Below are 17159 nucleotides of genomic sequence, written 5' to 3'. Positions count from 1 at the left end.
CTCTCCCTTCGGCTTTAAGTAGTAATCAGGCCCCGCAATGATTATAGTGTGCTCAATTGTTCTCGTAAGATAAAAGTAAGATGTTTCAAGATAACCCTCTACTCGCTCAGCTTAAGCAACAAATCCAAGAAACCCTCCCAAAAAAGGAAGGCACAATCAAAGCCACTGAAAAAGGGTTTGGTTTTCTAGAAGTCGACAGCAAAACAAGCTACTTCATCCCGCCTCCATACATGAAGAAATGTGTGCACGGTGACAAAGTAATTGCCATCATTCGCACCGAGAAAGAGCGTGAAGTTGCAGAGCCAGAAGAATTGGTTGAACAAGGTCTTACTCGCTTTATTGCACGAGTTAAGCTTTTCAAAGGCCGCTTAAACGTTGTACCTGACCACCCTCAGCTTAAAAAGCTGCAACTAAAAGCGAAAGCAAAGAAAGGCCTAAACCCAGAAACGCTTAAAGAAGGCGACTGGGTTGTTGCTCATATCATTCAGCACCCATTGAAAGGTGACAACGGCTTCTTAGCTCAAATCTCAGAAAAGATCACTGACGCTGACGACAAGATCGCACCTTGGTGGGTAACACTTGCACAAAATGACCTACCAAATAGTGAACCTGAAGGTATCGATAATTGGCAAATCAATGACGATGCCGATCTTGAACGTATAGACATGACCCATGTTCCTTTTGTGACTATCGATGGCGAAAGCACAAAAGATATGGACGATGCACTTTACGCGAAGAAGAAAGAGAACGGTGATTTTGAACTGACCATCGCGATTGCTGATCCTACCGCTTACATCTCTCCTGATGACGCAATGGACAAAGTGGCACGCGAACGCGGCTTCACGATTTACTTGCCTGGTCGTAACATCCCAATGTTACCTCGTGACCTTGCAGATAACCTATGTTCGCTTATCGAGAATGAAATTCGCCCTGCCCTCTGCTGCACAGTCACCGTGTCTAAAGATGGCGTTATTGGCGATGACATCAACTTCTTCGCGGCGAACATTAAATCTCACGCTCGTCTAGCGTACGACAACGTATCAGACTGGCTAGAAACAGGCACATCAGAGAAGTGGCAACCATCTGAAGAAATCGCAGCGATTGTTTCTGACCTACACGAATTTGCACAAGCACGTTCAGCATGGCGCTCAGCAAATGCTGTTGTGTTCCCTGACCGTCCTGACTACCGCTTTGAACTGAGCGAAGATAACGATGTTGTTGCCATTCACGCAGACATGCGTCGTAGTGCGAACAAGTTGGTTGAAGAATCAATGATCAGCGCAAACATCTGTGCGGGTCGAGTACTGAAAGAGAGCTTCAACCAAGGTGTGTTTAACTGCCACTCTGGTTTCAAAGCAGAGAAAGTCGCAGACGTTCTTGAACTGGTTAACCCACAAGCAGAAACACCATTTACAGAAGACCAGATCGTTTCTCTTGAAGGTTTTGCTGCACTGCGCCGCTGGTTAGGCTCTTTAGATAATAACTACTACGATAACCGTATCCGCAAGTTCCAAGCGTACAGTGAAATCAGCAACGAACCTGCACCACACTACGCAATGGGTCTAGACATTTACGCGACTTGGACTTCTCCAATTCGTAAGTACGGTGACATGATTAACCATCGTATGCTTAAGGCACATATCCTTGGTAAAGCGCCAATTCAAACACCAGACGAGACTATTGGTGATGAACTTGCACTACACCGCCGCCATCACGGTATGGCTGAGCGTAATGTAGGTGATTGGTTGTATGCTCGCACGTTAGCTAACGCGCCAGTTGAAGAAACACGCTTCCAAGCAGAAATCTTTGACATCAACCGTGCTGGTATGCGTGTTCGCTTGCTAGAGAATGGTGCCGCTGCATTTATCCCTGGTTCTCTCATTCTTGATAATAAAGAAAGAATCGAGTGCAACAGTGATATGGGTACTGTATCTATCGATAAAGAAATGGTATACAAACTGGGAGACGTTTTAGAAGTAGTTCTCTCTGAAGTTAATCAGGAAAACCGTAACTTAGTAGCAAAACCTACTCAAGTATTTGCGGACTTGCCTAGCGAGCCTGAAACAACAAACGAAACCGAAGCTTAATAGCTGTAAAGGATAGGCCTTTCAAGGTCAAAGCTTTCAAGGTCACAAGCTTCAAAGGTTCACTTCTAAAGGCGCTAATTATTAGCGCCTTTTTTGTAAATGTCTCATGCTTAAACAATACTAAAACTAATAAGCAACTCGTTTACAATGTCAAAGAAGCACATTATGTCATCAATAACAGTTACTCAATTCAGAAACTTCATCCCCAGGAAACGAGAACGGTACCCCGCCTCTAAAAATGGTATTTTCATCGTTTCAAAAGGCAGTATCTCTTTCGTGCTCCCCGATGGCACCGAAGCCTCATTGCAGGCAGGCGATTTCACACTTTATAACTCAGGCCAAATCAAAGACATCACAGTAGATACAGAAAACGGCGAATTCAGCGCAACCTGCTTAGATTTTGATTTAGATATTTTCCAGAAGTTCATCAACCAATTCAGCGACCTAGAATCCACTCGAGTCCCCAACCAGTACATCAAATTCAACCAAACTGATACAGAGATCTGCGAGCTGAAAGATCTCATAATGTCTTTAGCTCATTCTTCAGCTAAAAATGACTACGCACTCACTCAATTAGGGTTAGGTTTGCTTTCACTGATGGTCGAACAATACCCTGCTCTGCTGGTTATCATCGCACGAGCTTCAAGGTTAACGGTGACGCAAAAAGTCATTCACTACATTGAACAGAATATTGAAAATAATATCTCTTTAGACACACTAGCCAGCTACATCGGAATGTCGCCAGCCACACTGAAACGCCGTTTATCGGCTGAAGATCTTTCATTTTCAAACTTATTAAAGATTAAACGTATTGCCCATGCCGCAACGCAACTTAGAACGTCGACTAAATCCATTACTCAAATCGCGTATGAGTCTGGCTTTAAGAGCGCTGCGCACTTCAGCACAGCCTTTAAAACGTATCATGGGAAGACACCGAAAGATTTCCGTTCTCTCATCGCACAATCTCAATTACAAAGCATGAAACCACAAGTGTAAGACGCGGCCTGACACCTAGAGCAAACTATTTGCTTGATTGAGAATGAACAGAAGGCGTAGCTCTAGTGCCACGCCACCAGCGAGTTAAAACAGACCTTTATGACCAAAAATACGATTTAGGGTCTTTTTCTATTTCAGACAACACAGCATCAAGGTCTTTGGATTGAGGAAGGTACGGATAAGGCCCCCAAGCGATGATATCGGTTGTTTCATCACTCTCTAATGGCACAGTAACCAACCAGCAAGCAGAATGCTCATCAAACGTCACGCAGGCAATGTCGTTTGTGTAATCACTATGAGATGAGTCGAGCAGATAATGAGCCTGTGAGAACATCACGCCGCCTTTACACTCTTCATATAACGATTTACCGAGTTCGACAGGTAAACTGCTATTACGGGAAGTGCAGAGCTTTTCAGCCCCAACGAGAAGGCGATTAAGTTCGATATGAATGACGGACATAACACTCCTTGTAACTTCATAGGCATTCTCTAAGTAGGAATCCCTTTAATTAGCTTAGAACTCAACCAACATTTTAGCGAACGTCCTCATACAAAATCACAATCACGCTCCCATTAACGGATTTTGTGTGAATAAACTTACCATTGTTATTGCTGAATTACGCGTTCATTGACTCATTCAACCACCATACAAAGAGCGTATGGAATTTCACAAAAGTGTCATATAACCGACCTATCATATGCGACAAATGTTATTAACTAGGAGTTGTTTATGTTACGAGTCGCGCTTGCCTCTCTTTTATCCTTAGCCCTGTCTTCTCAAGCTGCTTTTGCACAAGAAACCAATATTTCGGGCTCCACTTCTGTTTCTCGAGTGATGGACGTATTAGCTGAGGAGTACAACAAGACTCACCCTGATAACTACATTGCCGTTCAGGGCATCGGCTCGACAGCGGGTATTACCATGGTTAATAAAGGTGTGGCTGATATCGGCATGAGCTCACGCTACTTAACTGACCAAGAACAGAGTGACAAACTCAAGGTATTCCCTATTGCCTTTGATGGTCTAGCTGTTGTAACTAACCGTTCAAACAGCGTGAGTAACGTTTCTCGCGAGCAACTATTTGATATCTACAAAGGTAAAATCACCAATTGGAAAGAAGTGGGTGGTGCCGATCAACCTATCGCGGTTGTGACTCGTGAAGCGTCTTCAGGTTCACGCTACAGCTTCGAAAGCTTACTTGGTTTAACAAAGATCATTAACGACCGTTTAGTGTCTGACATCAACCCAAATAACTTAGTTGTTAACAGCAACAGCATGGTGAAAACGATCGTAAATCACAACCCACACGCTATCGGCTTTATCTCTGTTGGTTCAATCGACCGCTCTATCAAGGCCATCACTTTTGAAGGCGTAGAGCCGACATCTAAAAACATCGCAAACCACAGCTATGAACTGGCTCGCCCATTCTTATTGCTGCACAAGACGGATTCAGTTTCTGAAGAGAGCAAAGACTTCATCAAGTTCGTGAAATCTAAACAAGGCCAAGACCTGATTGAAGAATACGGCTACACTCGCATCAAATAAGTGAGTAAGTTTTATCTTATGAAAACAAAAAGAGAGAGCATCACGCTCTCTCTTTTTTTGAATCTTTATAAATCGCTTACTTTCAAACCACTTAGAAGTGAAGTTGAATCACTGAAACGATAACAGCGCCAGGGCGACGAACACCTTCGATTTCTACGCGAATCTCGCGTTCGATCTCTAGACCTTTCTTAATTGGTGTTACTTTCGTTAATGTACTTTTTGCACGAACGTTGCTGCCCGATTTAACAGGGTATGGAAAGCGAACCTGGTTAAGACCAATGTTCACAACCATCTTCGCTGTTGGGAATTGAGATTTGTCAGGATCAACGCTATCGGTTAGACGCGGAAGCAAAGACAAAGTTAAGAAACCGTGTGCGATGGTGGTTTTGAACGGAGAATCAGTTTCGGCTTTCTCTGGCTCAGTGTGGATCCACTGCATGTCTTCAGTCACAAGACCAAATTGGTTGATGCGATCTTGGCTTACATTGATCCAATCGCCAGTATGAATAACTTCACCAATCTTCTCGTTCAGCTCATCAAACACAAGTTGTGCTTCTGGTTTTAGTACGATTGGTTGCTCTACTGGCACATCTTCGTTTACCGCAGGTTTGTGGTGATCACGAACCCACGCAAAGAAGTGGCTGTTTTGTGTGCGGTTCAGAAAGTCGCCCCAGTAATCTCTAAGAGCTGGAGACATCCATTGCATAAACTCTGAGTGTTGCGATGACAAGCTGTCGCCTCGGTGTTTAAATAAATCAATGACCTTCATAAGAACCTCAATGCACAAAAAATTTCAATATAACTTCGTAATTTTGAAACAGTTCACACTATTGTGCAAATAGTTTCGAGCATACAAGCGTTAGCTGAACACCTATATTTCATTATTAAACAGAAACTTACCAATAAAACATCATTTTATTAGAAAACTCAAAATAGAGTATTAGCTCCATCACATAATAAAGATTTGATTATATAAAAAGCATTTTTATTACTCTGACGCATAAAAAAAAGGCTTAGCACACTGCTAAGCCTCAGTTTTTACGAGGATTTAGTCTTTACAAAGAATCCGCTTTATGAGAAGTGACTTCTTCTACTCATCATCAAGTGGCACTAATTTAGTATTACCACCGTGTGCTTTTTCACGTTTACGCTGCACAAATGCATAGAAGCCTGGGATTAGGAAAGTACCCGCCAACAACACACATAACAGACCACCAATCAGTGAAATACCAAGAGAGTTCTGGCTCACGTGACCAGCACCCGCCGCAAAGATAAGCGGGAAGATACCTAAGATAAACGACCAAGACGTCATGTTCACAGCACGGAAACGTAGAGTACCGCCCTTCACTGCCGCATCGACGATCAGTGCGTCTTTCTCCTCACGCTCGACCTTCGCGAATTCCACAATCAAAATTGCGTTCTTCGCGGCCAAGGCTATCAAAAGAACCAAACCAATCTGTGCGTAAAGGTTCAACGGTGTGCCTGTTAGGTTCAACGCCAAGAAAGAACCTAAGGTTGCCACAGGTACAACTAAGATAATCGCAATAGGTATTGTCCAGCTCTCGTATTGAGCCACCATGAACAAGTAGATGAAGATCAGCGCCAATGCAAACGCGAAGATCGCTTGGTTGCCTGCTAATACTTCTTGGTAAGCCATACCAGTCCATTCGTACTGGTAACCTTGTGGCAGAACTTCTGCCGCTACACGTTCCATCGCCGCAATCGCATCACCACTTGAGTAACCCGGTGCTGGCTGGCCTTGGATTACTGCACTGCGGTACATGTTGTAACGCCATGCTACATCGGGTTCAAAGATCTGATCGTAAGTCACAAGCGTACTTAGCGGGATCATCTCACCAGCAGAAGAGCGTACGTGGAATCGTTGTAGGTCATCCATGCTGCTACGGTGGTCACTGTCTGCTTGCATGGTTACACGGAAGTTCTTACCAAACATGGTGAAGTCGTTCACGTACAACGAGCCAAGATTACCTTGCAGTGTTTGGAAGATTTCCGACAACGGAATACCTAGCTGCTGCGCTTTCTCACGGTCAATATCGACATAGTAGTGAGGTACGTTGGCGCGGAAAGTACTGAATGTATGTGAAATCTCAGGCTGCTTGGTCGCCTCAGTAATCACGTCATTCATCACCATCGCTAGGTCAGTACGGCTACGGCCTAAAGTGTCTTCAAGGACAAATTCAAAACCAGACGCTGCACCCATACCTGGTACCGCTGGCGGTCCCATTGCAAATACAATCGCCTGAGGAAGTTCAGTCGCAGCCCGTCCATTAATACGCTGTGAGATAGCCTGTGCTGAATGTTGACCATCCAGTGCGTTACGCATGTTCCAATCGTGAAGCTTGATGAACATCGACGCACCATTCGACGCAGAAGCGCCTGTCATGAATGCGTAGCCGTTAACCAGTGTCACACCATCGACACCCGGCTCTTGCTCAACCATCTCTAGTAATTGCTTGGTCACATCTTCAGTACGAGACAGGGATGCCGCATCTGGAAGTTGAACGTTAACCAGCAGAATACCTTTATCTTCTTGAGGTACGAACGCCGTAGACGTTGTCTTCGCAAAGTAAGTCACAGCCGCCAAAGCTACGAAGAAGAAAGTGAACAGCAGAACGCCTTTCTTAACTAAGAAGCCTGCTACTTGACCGTATTTGTTAGTAACAGATTCTAGACCACGGTTAAAGGCTTGGTACCAACGAGCCGTGTTACCACCACCTTGTTTAAGAACCAATGAACACAATGCTGGTGACAGCGTTAATGCGTTGATCGAAGAGATAACAACCGCGATACAGATAGTCAGCGCGAACTGACGGTACATGATGCCAGTAATACCCGGAAGCATTGCAACTGGGATGAATACCGCGAGTAGTACCAAGGTTGAAGTAATAATTGGGCCCGTCACTTCTTTCATCGCGATCAGCGTAGCTTTACGCGGTGAAATCGTTGGGTCTTTCGCCATGGTGGTGTCGACGTTTTCGATAACCAAGATCGCATCATCTACTACGATACCAATTGCCAAGATCAAACCAAACAGAGTTACCGTGTTGATGGTAAAGCCCGTCATCTGCATGATGGCAAATGTACCAATCAAAGATACAGGAATCGCAACAACAGGAATCAAGGTTGCACGAGCACTACCCAAGAACAGGTACGTAACTGCGATAACGAGCAAAATAGCTTCGATCAGCGTTTTTACTACCCCTTTGATCGACTCAGCAACGAAGACTGTCGTGTCGTAACTCGCTTCATACGCAACGCCTTCAGGGAAGTTTTTGCTGAGGTTGTCGAGCATCGCCATTACGGCTTTACCACTTTCCAACGCGTTAGCGTCTGACTGAAGTGACAGCGTTACGATCGACGCATCTTGACCACGGTATTTACCATTACCGTCGTAGAACTTTTTACCAAGCTCAACACGAGCAATGTCTTTTAAGTAAACCGTTGAACCATCTTGAGTGGCACGAAGAACAACATTTTCAAACTCATCCGCAGTTTCTAGTCGGCCTTTTGTTACCAAGTTGAATTGTACTTCTTGTGCGTTGTTATAAGGTGCAGCACCAATACGACCAGCAGCAACTTGAACGTTCTGTTCCGCCAACGCGCGGTTCACGTCAGAAGTGGTGATATTGAGGTTAGCCATTTTCTCAGGATCTAACCAGACACGCATCGCGTATTCACCACCACCTAGCACGTTAACTTCACTGATGCCCTTCACACGAGCCAGTTGGTCTTTAATGTTTAGGTTGACGTAGTTGATCAGGAATTGGTCATCGTACTCACCATTTGGAGAATAGAAGTTCAATACCATCAAAAGGTCTGGCGAACGCTTTTTAACGGTGACACCCACCATTCGAACTTCTTGTGGAAGCTTCGATTCGATTTGAGCAACTCGGTTCTGAACGTTGACCTGAGCCATATCTGGGTCAGTACAAACATCAAAAGTCACGTTAAGGTTGTATGAACCATCGTTAGCACTCTTTGAAGACATGTAGATCATATCTTCAACGCCGTTCACCGACGTTTCTATGGGGTCGGCTATCGCCTGTTCCACTACTTCTGCACTTGCACCTGTGTAAAAAGCAGACACACTTATCGAAGGTGGGCTAATTTTTGGGTATTCCGCCACAGGCAAGATAGCGAGAGAGCTCGCACCTGCCAGCGTCAATATTATGGATATAACAAGGGCAAACTTAGGCCTTTGAATAAAGAAACGACTTAACATATCTACGCCCCTTACTCTGCTTGCTCAGCCGCAGAAGGTTGAATGCGAACAGACATACCGTTACGAACACGCTGAAGGCCTTGAGTAATAACGGCATCGTCTTTCTCTAGACCAGAGTGGACAATCACCCCCCCTTCAACCTGTCGGCCCATCTCAATGTTTCTACGCTCTGCAACAGGAGCTGCTTCACCTTCAACTAGCACCATAACAAAGTCGCCTTCAAGGTCGGTTTGAACCGCGCGGCGAGGAATGGTTACAACATCAATAGATTGCTTCTCACGCAGCTCAACACGAACGTGCTGACCAGGAAGAAGTTGCTGATCTGAGTTATCGGCAATCGCACGCATCGCGATCGTACCAGTGTTTAGGTTGATACGGTTGCCCAAGAAATCGAGCTGACCTAGGTGTTCGAATGCTTCGCCATTTTCAAGCATGATTTGCACCTCAACACGATCAGAATCGCTGCTGCCATCACCTTCAATACGGTCCATACCTAACTCGATACGCTCTCGCTCACTGATGCTGAACGATGCATGGATTGGGTCTAAGCTAACTAAAGTCGTTAATACGCCAGAAGATGGAGAAACCAGATCACCCGTGCTCACTTTGGTATCGCTAATACGTCCAGAGAAAGGCGCAACAATCTTAGTATGAGAAAGCTGAACGTTAGCGGCATTTAGCTGAGCTTGACCAGCTTCAAGCTGTGCTTGAGAACCTAATAGGTTTGCCGTCAATGCATCGAATTCCGATTGAGAAATACTGCCTTTAGGAAGTAGGTTCTTACCACGGTTGAAATCTAGTTCAGCCTTTTTAAGATTGGCGTTAGCTTGAGCAACAGCCGCTTTAGCGCTTGCGACTTCAGCTTCAAATGATGAAGGCTCTATCGAGTAAAGCAGCTGCCCTTTTTCGACCATTTGGCCTTCTTTGAAATGACGGCTTTGAAGATAGCCAGAAACCTGCGCGGTAATTGCCGTGTCTTCAACCGCTTCAATACGGCCGATGTACGACTTACTTTGCTGATGAGAAATCACGCTAACATCCTGTACAGCTACGAGAGGTAATGGCGCTTGCTTGGCATTTTGAGCATCTTGCCCACATCCAGCAAGAATAAGAGAGCTTGCAAGAGCCGTAAGGATTAACTTTTTACGCATGGTTATACCGTCACTTATGAGAAATTGAACAGCATAAAAGTTACGTAACACAATTGCTTCAAATGTCCGAGGAATATCAATTATAACTCGCAAAAGTGTTTCAACTTGTAAATTGAAATTGGATATATATCAACCCTTTACAAAGCATCAACAATTCATGATCAAATATATCTTTCCTACTTCCCCTCTCTGTATATATTGTCTAACATAATATGGTTTCAATAATAAAAACTCATACTTCCTTGTTAAGGTAATTCGAATGATTTCAAAATGGGCAAAACGTTTCTATCAAATGGCGGAATTAGTCGGTTCCTGGAGTAAGGATCCGTCCACTCAGGTTGGTGCTGTTATCACCAAACACAACCGCATTGTTTCGGTTGGCTTTAATGGCTACCCTCATGGTGTATCGGACAGTGCTGATACTGATGATCGTGAGATGAAATACCTAAAAACGCTTCACGCAGAAGAGAACGCAATCTTGTTTGCTAAGCGTGATTTAGACAGCTGTGAAATCTGGGTAACTCACTTCCCTTGCCCAAACTGCGCAGCGAAAATCATCCAAACCGGTATTTCTGCGGTTCACTGCCCAGAGCAAAGTGAAGACTTTCTTTCTCGCTGGGGAGACAAAATCAAAGTGAGCCAAGATATGTTTGAACAAGCAGGCGTGCAAGTCGATTGGTTGCCACTGGCAGACCTAGACTAAGCGAACAGATAGTTAGAACAAAAAAGCCGAGAGTCGATATTATCGCTCTCGGCTTTCTTTTGTTTGGGGCTCAGCGGACTGCAGGATTAAGCACTGACAGGAAATGCTTCAGCGTATGCTTCCATGAAATCTTTACGAATCTCTTGCTCTAGATGAACCGCCTTCTCGGTTGGACAGAAAATCATAAAATGGACTTCTTGCTCACCGGTTGAACTGCTTGTGATGTGGATATGCGGCTCAGAGCCAGGAAGGTCGACACCAGCGTGTTTTTCGATCACGCCGTTATAACGACGAGCAACATCGATAAACTCTTCACAATGCTCTTCAATTTTGACAATAAGACCCGGCACCATTGGGTACAGATTCACGAAGTCTTTCACCGTCACCGTAAAGCTATGGTAAACGTAACGCTTCATAAAGTTGAGGTTCTTTACAGGATAAGTAAAGAACATGCTGTTAGGCAGCGTAGCGGTCTTGCCAGTGAAGTGGTATTGCCCATGATACAAGTCGATTTCTTGAATCACAGTCGCCATCAAGTTGTGTTCAATCACCTCACCACTGATTTTACCCAATTCAATCCAATCACCAATTCTAAATGAGCGTGAGCTAGCACGTTGAATAGAGCCGGTGAAACACAAGATGATCTCTTTTGACGCCACTACTATCGCAACGGCAATTGCTGTTACTGAGAGAGCAAACTCACTGATTTCAGATTTCCAGAGAAGAAAAAGCGTTATAACAATAATCGCAAAGGTGCCGTTTTTAGTACGGGACATCCAATTACGTTGGTCTTCGCTAAGGAAAGCAACATCACCCCTAATTTGAGATAAGGTGATTCGGCGGATGATTAAAATAAGACTGATAATCAGCGCACTAAAAATAAACTTATGAGCGAGTAGGAAATCTATTACTTGCCACACTTTTTCCATTACTTAATCCTTAGCATTACAACATTTAGCTTTACAACGGTTAGCTTTACAAGAAAGCCCCTAATATCAGTGCTATGAAAAAGCGCTCAACTCCAGAGCGCTCGTGTTCATTCTGATATTAACTATTAGGGCGTGTTGACCTTTCGCGGTTAAATTTCGTTCGGATGGGGACGCCTAGTCAAAAGCGTTTTAATCGCGGCGAGGGAGATGTAGCATAATCATTCTAAGCAAATATCCCTCACAAAGAGTAAAACGCTTTTTGCGGGTCGCCCAGCTCGAACCCTTCGGGCAGCGTTTGCTGGTCATTTCTACTACGTTATCGGCTTCTCATGTAGGCTAGCTACACATCGACGCCTCTGCCTTGTATAAATACCCAGCAACTCGCTGCGAAAATCAACTCGAAAGAGCAACACGCCCTAGAAGGCTATCATTTTATCTTGGCAGAAGTAATAAATTGGCCAAAAGTTTCACACCAAATCACAACGGTATTAAACCGATTAAGATCAGTACCTTCCGGTAGTTCAACCATAAACCGGTCAAATGTTTTGACATCTCCGACTCTGAGTAACTCGCTCTTACTGTCATTAAAGGCTTGCTCGGTTTCAATGAACTTAGGAGATAGATAGACCTTGTAGTCCGGCCCAGGAGCAAGTTCGCCTTCAAACGCAATCGCGCTTTCTGAGACCGACACGATCCCCTCGCCCCAGTGCAAGAAATCGCTATCTTGGCGGTCTTTAGTAAACTCACCAGTATAAATAGCCTGCTGGCTGATCGCTTGAACTGAGCTCGAAGAAGGAGAATCAGGCTCAATTAAGATGGGTAATGCATAAACACCAAGCCCAAAACCAACAGCACCCACGGCTAAGTGGGTGCAAAGTAAAACTAACTTTTTCATCGCGTACTCCCTTATGCTTAAAGGGAGTATTATTGAATACTCTCAAAAATACAAAGAGATATCGCACTGAAGGCCGCTATTTTTGGTAGTGAACGGCTGTGCGTTGTGACAGTTCAACAATCACTTTCACCGCCTGTTCCATGCCTTGAATGGTAATGAACTCGTGAATACCGTGGAAGTTGTAACCGCCAGTAAAGATATTCGGGCATGGTAAGCTCATGAATGACAAGCGAGCACCATCTGTACCACCTCGGATCGGTTTGATCATCGGCTCCACATCGCATTCGATCATCGCTTGTTTAGCCAACTCAATAATGTGCTGATGAGGTTCAACCATCTCTTTCATGTTGAAATAGCTATCGGTTAGCACCAGCTCAACACGGCCTTTCTCAAGACGCTCATTTAGCTCATCCACTTTTTGTTGCATGAATGCCTTACGCGCTTCTACGCCTTCGCGCTCAAAGTCGCGAATGATGTAGCCAAGCTCAGAGCGAGCGACACCCATTTCAGCTGACTTCAAGTGGTAGAAACCTTCATAGCCTTCAGTGCATTCTGGCGTTTCTTGTGATGGCATCATCAATTGGAACTGCGCAGCAATGTTCATCGAGTTCACCATCTTACCTTTTGCGGTACCTGGGTGAACGTTCACGCCGTGACAAATAACATCAGCACTCGTGGCATTAAAGTTCTCAAACTCCAGCTCACCAACGGAGCCGCCATCAATGGTGTACGCCCATTCGGCACCAAACTTTTCTACATTAAATAAATCCGCACCACGACCAATCTCTTCGTCTGGCGTGAAACCAATGCAAATGTCACCGTGTTTGATTTCAGGATTTGCTTTGAGGTAAGAGATAGCACTGATGATTTCAGCGATACCCGCTTTGTTGTCAGCACCAAGCAAAGTAGTACCATCGGTTGTAATAAGGTCATGACCATGAAGAGCATCAAGATCTGGGTATTGGCTTGGGTTTAAGCTCTCACCACTTGTACCTAATTCTATCGTTCCGCCTTGGTAATCTCTAATCACCTGTGGTTTCACGTTCGCACCTGATGCGTCAGGAGCGGTATCCATGTGCGCGACAAACCCAATCGCAGGTACTGGATAATCGACGTTCGACGGCAGTTTCGCCATCAAATAGCCATTTTTATCTAAAGAGACATCAACTAGCTCTAATGCGATCAATTCTGATTTTAAGACTTCTGCAAAGGTGATTTGACCCGCTGAACTTGGGCACTGTGGGTTAGAAGGGTCGGATTTCGTATCGAAAGTAACGTAATTCAGAAAACGTTCTACAAGCTTTTCCATAATTCATCTCACCATGGATTAAGTAATTGATTTACTGACTTAATAGTTAGGCGCATTGATAAGTAATTTGTTATTAGAAAAATACGTACGCAGAGTCAGTAGCGAGGTTTTTCATCTTACGCCCCTGACCATCTATGTATTTGCTCTAAATCATTATTGTGTGAAATTAGAGAGGCTTCCTATACTTGAAAACAGAGGGTTTCGTCAGTTCCAATATTGCATACGGATGATAAGCGGTCGCTTTGTACGCATTCTACGCCCTTCGCTCTCAGCCTAAAAAAAGTACAAAGTGGATGATGATCACAGTTTATCCTTGATGCAGAATCTGTCATACGTTACACGGAGATATAGTTATGACGATTAATAAATATTTCATTTTCTATCCTCAAGCCTCTGAGGAAACACTTCAGCCAGTATTAACTGAGAAAGAAGTTCAAAGGCAGGAAGCTCTAAAGCAGGCGCAGACCCAAGGTGGGTTCGATACAAACGCAGCTTAGTAACTGAATGGATCTCTAGTACCATTAAGACCCCTATAAAAACGCTCTACTCACTATCCGGTAGAGCTTTTTTATTTCTAATGCAGTACTCATTACTCGGCGTTCGAATGCGCTAAAACTGTCGTTACATTACCTTTTCTACTAACCCCTTCTTACATACCATTTTCACAACTAATGCTTGCTGCTCACAGCGCTGAGAAATGACTCATTAAAGTACCTCAAGCCATACCTTGTCTTACCATTTTGTGCTAATAATTCATATTCGTTTTCATTCCTCACTCGCCCTCTTTTCAAAACTATAATGCGAGTATCAGAGAACCCAACAACAGGAATCCTGAATTCAATGGAATATTCAAAGTTAGGAAGTAGTCAAATTCCCGTTTCCCGAATCTGTCTTGGTAGTATGACTTGGGGGCTGCAAAATACTCAACAACAAGCTGACCAACAAATCGAATACGCATTAAGCCAAGGTATTAACTTTATTGATACGGCAGAAATGTACGCAGTGCCGCCTTCTCCTGATACCTATGGCAAAACCGAAGCGATTATCGGTGACTGGTTATCACGCAATCCAAAGCGTCGCCAAGAGTTGATCATTGCCAGTAAGATTGCCGGCCCTGGCTTACCTTGGGTCCGTAACGGTGGCCCTATCACAGGTGAAGCGGTGATCGCCGCAGTTGATGCATCACTAAAGCGTTTGCAAACAGACTACATCGATCTGTACCAACTTCACTGGCCAAATCGCACAACACCTCACTTCGGTAAACATTTCCCGAGTCAGATTCGTTTTAGCGACATCGCCCGACAACAGCATGAAGCTGAAATGTTGGAGATCTTACAAGCTCTAGCAAGCTGTATTAAAGCAGGCAAAATCCGCCACGTTGGTCTATCCGATGACAGCACTTGGGGCATTAACACTTACCTCAAGTTAGCCGAGAAGCATGACTTGCCGCGTATGGTCTCTATCCAAAATGAATTCAGCCTGCTACACACGAAAGACTGGCCATATTTGATTGAAAACTGCGTGCATGAAGACGTCGCTTACTTACCGTGGTCACCTTTGGCGGCCGGTATGCTTAGTGGCAAATACATTGATGGCGCAAGGCCGGAAGGCAGCCGTTGGACTTACATGCAGCGCAAAGGCATTTTCCGTGATACTGAATTGGCTAATGAAGCAGTTAAAGGCTACGTAGAAGTGGCAAACGCTCATGGATTCACGCCGAGTCAGCTCGCCTTAGCATGGTGTAACCAAGTGGATGGCGTTACCTCAACCATTATTGGTGCAACCACTATGGAACAGCTCAAAGAGAACATAGCAGCGTTCAGCAAGCCGCTTTCTGAAGAGATTCTGACTGATATCAACACCGTCTTTAAGCGCTATCCTGTACCGTATTAAGCAGTAGGTTAAGCTTATCAGGTTCTGTTGAGCTTAAGTTGATCCTATAAGAGCGCACTATTTAGTGCGCTTTTGTTTTTATATGGATCGCATTGGCTTATCGCACTTTTGGTTATCTAACCTTTGCTCTATAATGCGCGGGCTTATATCTAGGATAAAAACATGATTTCAAAAAACCAATTAAAACTCCTTCGTGCTTTGGGCCAAAAGAAACAACGTAAAGCCCACGGCCTGTTTCTAGTTCAAGGTGAAAAGAACGTTCTTGAGCTATTCAATAGTGACTTAGTCGTGAAGAACGTCTTTGCTACTGCTGGTTTCTTATCTGAAAATCACGCATCACTGATTGAGTTTGATTGTGTTGAAGCCTCGCTAGACGATCTAACCAAAGCGAGTACTTTGGTCAGTAACAATGCGGCAATTGCCGTGGTTGAGATTCCAAAGGTTGAATTACCACAAGCGACAGGCTTGATGATTGCGCTTGATGGTGTATCTGACCCGGGCAACCTAGGTACGATCATTCGCGTAGCAGACTGGTATGGCATTAAGCATATCGTTGCGAGCAGCGATTGCGCTGACCCATACAACCCTAAAACGATCAGTGCGACCATGGGTAGCTTTGGCCGAGTACACGTAAGCCAAACAGACTTACCGGCTTACTTAGAGCAAGCTAACCTGCCAGTTTACGGCGCGTTTTTAGAAGGTGAAAGTGTTCATAAGACTGACTTCACTGCAAATGGCATTTTGCTGATGGGCAGCGAGTCTCACGGTATCCGTGAACATGCGGCTAAGTTCGTGACGGACAAAATCACCATTCCAGCATTCGGTGGCGCTGAATCTCTAAACGTAGCAATGGCGACAGGTATCATTCTTGACAATATGCGTCGTCAACATAGTTAGAGCTCATTCACTCACTGACTAACAAGCAGTGTGCAGATATTAAAAAAGGCGTATTGATTAAATCAGTACGCCTTTTTATTTGAGCTTTTAAGGATTATTTCTCTAGCATTGCCAACTTATCAGGCACGCCATTCCACTTTTCCGCATCATCCATTGCTGGTTTTACTTCTGTTTGTACAGGCCAAATCTCAGCAAGTTCTGCGTTCACTTCAATGAAAATCTTTTGATCTTCAGGCAGTTCGTCTTCTTGGAAGATCGCTTGAGCATCACATTCAGGTACACATAAACCACAATCGATACATTCGATCGGGTTAATTACCATGAAGTTTGGGCCTTCATGGAACGCATCTGCGGGACACACTGCCACACAGTCTGTGTATTTACATTGAATACAATTATCGCCTACGACAAATGCCATGATGCTCTGCTCTATAAGTTAGTCAAAATTGAAGAATGGGGATAATACTCATCCCAAAGCAAAATTCAACATCATACGGCTCTAATATCATG

Annotated in this window: 15 protein-coding genes; 7 read left to right on the top strand and 8 right to left on the bottom strand. The window is 44.4% G+C overall.

Annotated elements, in window-relative coordinates; genetic code table 11:
• The first annotated feature begins 80 nt into the window (after nt 1-80).
• On the top strand, nt 81-2087 hold the full coding sequence (gene rnb, locus OCV52_RS23175; protein ID WP_137406742.1) for an exoribonuclease II: 2007 nt from the start codon (nt 81-83) through the stop codon (nt 2085-2087).
• Nucleotides 2088-2252: 165 nt separating this feature from the next.
• On the top strand, nt 2253-3083 hold the full coding sequence (locus tag OCV52_RS23170; RefSeq protein WP_137406741.1) for a helix-turn-helix domain-containing protein: 831 nt from the start codon (nt 2253-2255) through the stop codon (nt 3081-3083).
• A 97-nt stretch (nt 3084-3180) separates the two neighbouring features.
• On the opposite strand, the gene OCV52_RS23165 is transcribed toward OCV52_RS23170, so the two are convergent.
• Nucleotides 3181-3543, bottom strand: coding sequence for a DUF3024 domain-containing protein (locus OCV52_RS23165; RefSeq protein WP_061032260.1), 363 nt, complete (start codon nt 3541-3543; stop codon nt 3181-3183).
• A gap of 270 nt (nt 3544-3813) precedes the next feature.
• Between OCV52_RS23165 and OCV52_RS23160 the strand changes: the two genes are divergently transcribed.
• The gene (locus tag OCV52_RS23160; protein ID WP_116871339.1) at nt 3814-4629 is read left to right on the top strand and encodes a phosphate ABC transporter substrate-binding protein; all 816 of its coding nucleotides are present in this window, start codon (nt 3814-3816) and stop codon (nt 4627-4629) included.
• A gap of 91 nt (nt 4630-4720) precedes the next feature.
• On the opposite strand, the gene OCV52_RS23155 is transcribed toward OCV52_RS23160, so the two are convergent.
• From OCV52_RS23155 to OCV52_RS23145, 3 genes are all read right to left on the bottom strand, one after another.
• Entirely contained in the window at nt 4721-5398 is a 678-nt protein-coding gene (locus OCV52_RS23155; RefSeq protein WP_137406740.1) for a MaoC family dehydratase, read from the bottom strand.
• 321 nt (nt 5399-5719) lie between these two features.
• Nucleotides 5720-8872: an efflux RND transporter permease subunit gene (locus OCV52_RS23150; RefSeq protein WP_137406739.1), complete on the bottom strand. Its 3153-nt coding sequence runs from the start codon at nt 8870-8872 to the stop codon at nt 5720-5722.
• 11 nt (nt 8873-8883) lie between these two features.
• The gene (locus OCV52_RS23145) at nt 8884-10023 is read right to left on the bottom strand and encodes an efflux RND transporter periplasmic adaptor subunit (protein ID WP_137406738.1); all 1140 of its coding nucleotides are present in this window, start codon (nt 10021-10023) and stop codon (nt 8884-8886) included.
• 259 nt (nt 10024-10282) lie between these two features.
• Between OCV52_RS23145 and OCV52_RS23140 the strand changes: the two genes are divergently transcribed.
• Nucleotides 10283-10726 carry a dCMP deaminase family protein gene (locus OCV52_RS23140; protein WP_004737813.1) on the top strand — a complete coding sequence of 148 codons (444 nt, stop codon included), beginning with the start codon at nt 10283-10285 and terminating at the stop codon, nt 10724-10726.
• 86 nt (nt 10727-10812) lie between these two features.
• On the opposite strand, the gene OCV52_RS23135 is transcribed toward OCV52_RS23140, so the two are convergent.
• The 3 genes from OCV52_RS23135 to pepT form a co-directional block, all read right to left on the bottom strand.
• Nucleotides 10813-11655 (bottom strand): mechanosensitive ion channel family protein, encoded by an 843-nt coding sequence (locus tag OCV52_RS23135; RefSeq protein ID WP_137406737.1) that lies wholly within the window; start codon nt 11653-11655, stop codon nt 10813-10815.
• Between the two features lie 427 nt (nt 11656-12082).
• On the bottom strand, nt 12083-12550 hold the full coding sequence (locus OCV52_RS23130; RefSeq protein ID WP_008215588.1) for a DM13 domain-containing protein: 468 nt from the start codon (nt 12548-12550) through the stop codon (nt 12083-12085).
• Nucleotides 12551-12626: 76 nt separating this feature from the next.
• Nucleotides 12627-13859: a peptidase T gene (gene pepT, locus OCV52_RS23125; protein ID WP_137406736.1), complete on the bottom strand. Its 1233-nt coding sequence runs from the start codon at nt 13857-13859 to the stop codon at nt 12627-12629.
• Between the two features lie 353 nt (nt 13860-14212).
• Between pepT and OCV52_RS23120 the strand changes: the two genes are divergently transcribed.
• The 3 genes from OCV52_RS23120 (at nt 14213) to OCV52_RS23110 (ending at nt 16649) form a co-directional block, all read left to right on the top strand.
• Nucleotides 14213-14356: a hypothetical protein gene (locus OCV52_RS23120; RefSeq protein ID WP_162884312.1), complete on the top strand. Its 144-nt coding sequence runs from the start codon at nt 14213-14215 to the stop codon at nt 14354-14356.
• Between the two features lie 403 nt (nt 14357-14759).
• On the top strand, nt 14760-15752 hold the full coding sequence (locus tag OCV52_RS23115; RefSeq protein WP_390903408.1) for an aldo/keto reductase: 993 nt from the start codon (nt 14760-14762) through the stop codon (nt 15750-15752).
• A 162-nt stretch (nt 15753-15914) separates the two neighbouring features.
• A complete protein-coding gene (locus OCV52_RS23110) occupies nt 15915-16649 on the top strand; it encodes an RNA methyltransferase (protein WP_137406734.1) in 735 nt (244 codons plus the stop codon).
• 94 nt (nt 16650-16743) lie between these two features.
• Here the strand turns inward: OCV52_RS23110 and fdxA are convergent, their stop codons facing one another.
• A complete protein-coding gene (gene fdxA, locus OCV52_RS23105) occupies nt 16744-17067 on the bottom strand; it encodes a ferredoxin FdxA (RefSeq protein ID WP_004737806.1) in 324 nt (107 codons plus the stop codon).
• Between the last annotated feature and the right edge of the window lie 92 nt (nt 17068-17159).

Source organism: Vibrio chagasii (genome assembly GCF_024347355.1).
Classification (GTDB): Bacteria; Pseudomonadota; Gammaproteobacteria; order Enterobacterales; family Vibrionaceae; genus Vibrio; species Vibrio chagasii.
This window is presented reverse-complemented; position numbering and strand designations above follow the sequence as displayed.

Coding starts and splice junctions, on each gene's coding strand:
- OCV52_RS23135 (WP_137406737.1), bottom strand. CDS start 11,655: ATGGAAAAAGTGTGGCAAGTAATAGATTTCCTACTCGCTCATAAGTTT.
- OCV52_RS23120 (WP_162884312.1), top strand. CDS start 14,213: ATGACGATTAATAAATATTTCATTTTCTATCCTCAAGCCTCTGAGGAA.
- OCV52_RS23115 (WP_390903408.1), top strand. CDS start 14,760: ATGACTTGGGGGCTGCAAAATACTCAACAACAAGCTGACCAACAAATC.
- pepT (WP_137406736.1), bottom strand. CDS start 13,859: ATGGAAAAGCTTGTAGAACGTTTTCTGAATTACGTTACTTTCGATACG.
- OCV52_RS23110 (WP_137406734.1), top strand. CDS start 15,915: ATGATTTCAAAAAACCAATTAAAACTCCTTCGTGCTTTGGGCCAAAAG.
- OCV52_RS23165 (WP_061032260.1), bottom strand. CDS start 3,543: ATGTCCGTCATTCATATCGAACTTAATCGCCTTCTCGTTGGGGCTGAA.
- OCV52_RS23150 (WP_137406739.1), bottom strand. CDS start 8,872: ATGTTAAGTCGTTTCTTTATTCAAAGGCCTAAGTTTGCCCTTGTTATA.
- OCV52_RS23170 (WP_137406741.1), top strand. CDS start 2,253: ATGTCATCAATAACAGTTACTCAATTCAGAAACTTCATCCCCAGGAAA.
- fdxA (WP_004737806.1), bottom strand. CDS start 17,067: ATGGCATTTGTCGTAGGCGATAATTGTATTCAATGTAAATACACAGAC.
- OCV52_RS23130 (WP_008215588.1), bottom strand. CDS start 12,550: ATGAAAAAGTTAGTTTTACTTTGCACCCACTTAGCCGTGGGTGCTGTT.
- OCV52_RS23160 (WP_116871339.1), top strand. CDS start 3,814: ATGTTACGAGTCGCGCTTGCCTCTCTTTTATCCTTAGCCCTGTCTTCT.
- OCV52_RS23145 (WP_137406738.1), bottom strand. CDS start 10,023: ATGCGTAAAAAGTTAATCCTTACGGCTCTTGCAAGCTCTCTTATTCTT.
- OCV52_RS23140 (WP_004737813.1), top strand. CDS start 10,283: ATGATTTCAAAATGGGCAAAACGTTTCTATCAAATGGCGGAATTAGTC.
- OCV52_RS23155 (WP_137406740.1), bottom strand. CDS start 5,398: ATGAAGGTCATTGATTTATTTAAACACCGAGGCGACAGCTTGTCATCG.
- rnb (WP_137406742.1), top strand. CDS start 81: ATGTTTCAAGATAACCCTCTACTCGCTCAGCTTAAGCAACAAATCCAA.